The sequence below is a fragment of the Acinetobacter sp. CIP 101966 genome, assembly GCF_000369725.1.
Taxonomy (GTDB): Bacteria; Pseudomonadota; Gammaproteobacteria; order Pseudomonadales; family Moraxellaceae; genus Acinetobacter; species Acinetobacter lwoffii_Q.
The window spans coordinates 492,195-495,950 of sequence record NZ_KB850159.1 but is presented as its reverse complement, the minus strand read 5'-3'; the positions used below and the strand labels follow the sequence as shown (position 1 = coordinate 495,950).

The window sequence follows — 3,756 nt, the reverse complement described above, 5'->3', positions numbered from 1 at the left end:
ACCAGCTACCACAACAAAATAAGGTAGCTTAACTAGAGCAGAATATCACTTATAAATAAGCTTTTAGTTGTTCAAACAAGTGGGACCACCTCTTTGCGAGATGTTTAGCTGAAGAAATAGGTTATTCATATTTTGAAATAAAACCTTCAGATTTAGCTAGTGTTTATATACACGGAACTCAAGAAAAAATTGCAAAATTATTCAAGGAAGCTGAACAGGAAAAACCTTCATTAATTTTTATTGATGAGATAGATGCTGTGTTACCAAATAGGAATGAGGGTAATTTGAATCACCATCATCTAAGTGAGGTCAATGAATTTTTAGCGCAAATTTCAAATTGTAATGAGAAAGGAATTATTATTATTGGAGCAACAAATCGACCTAAAGCGATAGACTCAGCAATGTTAAGAACAGGTCGATTAGAAAAACATATTTATATAGGTTTCCCGGACTTTAATGCTCGTCTAGATATGCTAAAACAGTATATCGAAAATAGACCATTTTCTGAGGATTTAGATCTTTTTAATGTAGCTATTTTAACGGTTGGTTACACTTCTAGTGATCTTAAATATATAGTAAATGAGACTGCTAAAATGGCATTGAAAAAAGATAGCAAAATTACGGATGAATTTTTTAAAGAGGTTATTGAAAAGTATAAACCATCTGTAAAAAATGATGATAGTTTCAGTCAGTTTTAAGAACAAATAATGGAAAGTTTATAATAACAAACTATCCATTATTACTAAAAATTATTTTAATAGCCCATCAATACTTTCTCTAAGTCGATCAACACTGCGACCTTCTTCGAGACTGATTTTTTCACGTAGTCTTGTGAGAGCCCGTTTCGCATCTTCATCATTTCTTAATAGTTCACGAGCTTTGTATTGATTTTGGTTGTTCAAGGCGGCTAAAGCCAAAGCTCGGTTACTTGCATTACTGCGTTCTGACGTATTATTTTGCTTATAGAAATCAATAAGTCTACTTTCTGATGCGCGCTCCATTTTTTCCCATTGTTCAAGTTGCTTTTTTGTTACAGCATCAGTCATCGCTTTTCCTGCAGCCTTACCTGCACTTACTAAAGCATCAAAAAACCCCATAATTACTCCTAATTTTGTAGTTAATAAAATTTTATTTTTTAATAAAATTATTCACTTAATTTAACTTTAGATACCAGGTGGTGTTTCAAAAAGTATGCTGACATTAAATGAAGCCATTATTGATGTTGTTAGCGGCAGTGTAAAAATGACCCCCTAATGGCATTTAAAAACTGACCCCCTTGGTTAATATAGCGGTCATTTTGGACTGCTCAATATGTTAACTTTGGAGCAAGCAGTGACAATCCAAATACTTCATCAACAAGGTAAATCTATTAAAGCCATTACTCGTGAACTGGGGGTGTCCAGAAATACTGTGCGTAAATATTTACGGCAAAACACCACACCTCAGTATCAGCGTATACAGCCTAGAATAAGTATCCTTGACCCATATAAACCCTATTTACTCCAACGTGTAAACGCAGCTCATCCTGAATGGATTCCTGCTGTTGTGCTCTACCAGGAAATTTTAAGGTTGGGATATCCAGGAAAGATCAGGATCTTGAGGGAATATCTTGCAACATTAAAACCAGTTGCTCAACCGGAACCGATCATTCGTTTTGAAACCCAACCTGGCCAACAAATGCAGGTGGATTTCACCACAATTCGACGCAACAACACGACTTTAAAAGCCTTTGTCGCAACATTAGGGTATTCCAGAGCGACTTTCGTGAAATTTTATGATCATGAACGTACGGATGCATGGATCGATGGTCTGGAAAATGCATTTCAGTTCTTTGCAGGAGTACCTCAAGAAATCCTGTTTGATAACGCTAAAACGATCATGATTGAACGGGATGCCTATCAGGAGGGGCAGCATAAATGGAACCCCAAACTGCTCGACTGCGCCAAGAAATACAGCTTTCGTCCTCGCGTATGTAAGCCCTACCGTGCACAGACCAAAGGCAAAGTTGAACGCTTTAATGGATACCTCAAATCAAGCTTTATTGTGCCATTAAAAGCAAGCCTGAAGACTTCGGGTTTACTGTTAGATGTTGATGTCGCCAATGCCCATATTGGCCGGTGGCTGCATGAAACCGCCAATCAGCGGATTCATGCCACCACGCAAGAAAAACCGGCTGTTCGACTGCAACAGGAGCAGCAAAAATTTACGCCATTACCGCAATCAGATACAGGTTCCAGCACTGTACCTGTTGCAGCAGCAGAGCATGTCATGCCCTACGAGAGTTTGCAGCATCCCTTATCGGTATATGACCAGTTGCTGGGAGTTTCCTGATGAATCTGCAATACGACCGTATAGAGCAGCTTTGCCAAAAGCTCAATCTGCCTGCCATCGCATCACAATGGTCACATCATGCACAACAAACATTAGGTCAGGATGGAAGTTATGCCGACTTTGTTGAAGCGATCTTGACGCATGAATATGCTGCCAGGCAACAGCGCAGCCAGCAGGTACTGATGAAACTCTCAGGCCTGCCTCAAGTCAAAACCCTGGAAGACTATGATTTTAATTATGCCCTAGGGGCCCCTAAATCACAGGTGATTGAACTGTTCAATCTGAGCTTTATTGCTAGAGCAGAAAATGTGGTGTTTCTCGGGGCTAGCGGAGTAGGAAAAACGCACTTATCTATGGCATTAGGCTATAAGGCCATCATGAACAACATTAAGATCAAGTTCATTACCGCCGCCGATCTCATGCTGCAACTAAGTACAGCCTACCAGCAAGGTAAACTGAAAACCTATATGCAACGTGCGGTACTGGGACCAAAGTTACTGATTATCGATGAAATTGGTTATTTACCGTTTGGACGTGAAGAAGCGAATCTGTTCTTTAACGTGATTGCCAAGCGTTATGAAAAAGGCAGTACGATATTGACGAGTAACTTACCCTTTAGCCAATGGTCTAAGTCATTTGCGGATGATGTTACGTTGACCGCTGCGATGTTAGATCGGCTATTACATCACTGTCATGTGGTACAGATATCGGGTGAGAGTTATCGTTTGAAGGATAAAAAAAGAATTGGGATTCAGCCGCAGGTTGAAACTTAATACGAGATCAAAGGGGTCAATTTTACTTCGCCATTTTTAAGGTAAAAGGGGTCAATTTTAAAATGCCGTTGACAATGTAAAAAAAGGTTAAGTCGAAAGCTTTAAAATGGTTTTCAATCTTTTTTGAAAAATTACAACTCCTTCTAAAACCGCGCCTAATTCGATGCCTTATTTTGCAATTATTACCTTCAATACCTACAGTAAAAAATTTACCAATACTTTGCTTGCAGTTTTTAAAAGCAGTTATGAAACTGTCCCAATGATCACTTGCAATTCGGGTGTAGTGAATACCTAATTGTTTAAGCTTTGTCTTCAATCGTTGAACTGTAGCTAAGTCTCTTTTACCCCAAACATAAGCAACAATCTCACCTGTTTCTCGATGGTAGGCGTAAATAAGCCATTGTTTATTATTTTTATTTCCCACAAAAGTCCAAAACTCATCAACTTCAAGAGACTCATAATGACTTTGTTTAGGCTGAATTTGGTAGGTCGATTCGGTTAAAGTACGTAAAACTTTACCGATACTGATTCGCTCAACTTCAGCGATATCTCGTATACCACTACCTCTGACCATCAACTGTAATATTTTTCGAGTAATGCCTGAATTACATCCTAGATAGCTCAGAGCATGGTCACCAATAAACTGACGTTT

General features: G+C 38.8%; 4 protein-coding genes and 1 pseudogene. 3 read left to right on the top strand and 2 right to left on the bottom strand.

Features of this window, described 5'->3' with window-relative positions:
- Window positions 1-104: 104 nt before the first annotated feature.
- Window positions 105-698, top strand: a pseudogene (locus F891_RS05245) (ATP-binding protein); the annotation flags it as partial.
- Window positions 699-749: 51 nt separating this feature from the next.
- On the opposite strand, the gene F891_RS05240 reads toward F891_RS05245, so the two are convergent.
- Entirely contained in the window at window positions 750-1,097 is a 348-nt protein-coding gene (locus F891_RS05240; RefSeq protein WP_005027410.1) for a hypothetical protein, read from the bottom strand.
- A 214-nt stretch (window positions 1,098-1,311) separates the two neighbouring features.
- Between F891_RS05240 and istA the strand changes: the two genes are divergently transcribed.
- Both istA and istB read left to right on the top strand, forming a co-directional pair.
- The gene (gene istA, locus F891_RS05235) at window positions 1,312-2,331 is read left to right on the top strand and encodes an IS21-like element ISAba8 family transposase (RefSeq protein ID WP_004733225.1); all 1,020 of its coding nucleotides are present in this window, start codon (window positions 1,312-1,314) and stop codon (window positions 2,329-2,331) included.
- The gene (gene istB, locus F891_RS05230; RefSeq protein WP_001053379.1) at window positions 2,331-3,104 is read left to right on the top strand and encodes an IS21-like element ISAba8 family helper ATPase IstB; all 774 of its coding nucleotides are present in this window, start codon (window positions 2,331-2,333) and stop codon (window positions 3,102-3,104) included. Before istA ends, istB begins: the two co-directional genes overlap by 1 nt.
- Window positions 3,105-3,126: 22 nt before the next feature.
- On the opposite strand, the gene F891_RS05225 is transcribed toward istB, so the two are convergent.
- A partial coding sequence (locus F891_RS05225) for an IS1 family transposase (protein WP_005262460.1) occupies window positions 3,127-3,756 on the bottom strand: 630 nt, incomplete at its 5' end.

Coding starts and splice junctions, on each gene's coding strand:
- F891_RS05240 (WP_005027410.1), bottom strand. CDS start 1,097: ATGGGGTTTTTTGATGCTTTAGTAAGTGCAGGTAAGGCTGCAGGAAAA.
- istA (WP_004733225.1), top strand. CDS start 1,312: ATGTTAACTTTGGAGCAAGCAGTGACAATCCAAATACTTCATCAACAA.
- istB (WP_001053379.1), top strand. CDS start 2,331: ATGAATCTGCAATACGACCGTATAGAGCAGCTTTGCCAAAAGCTCAAT.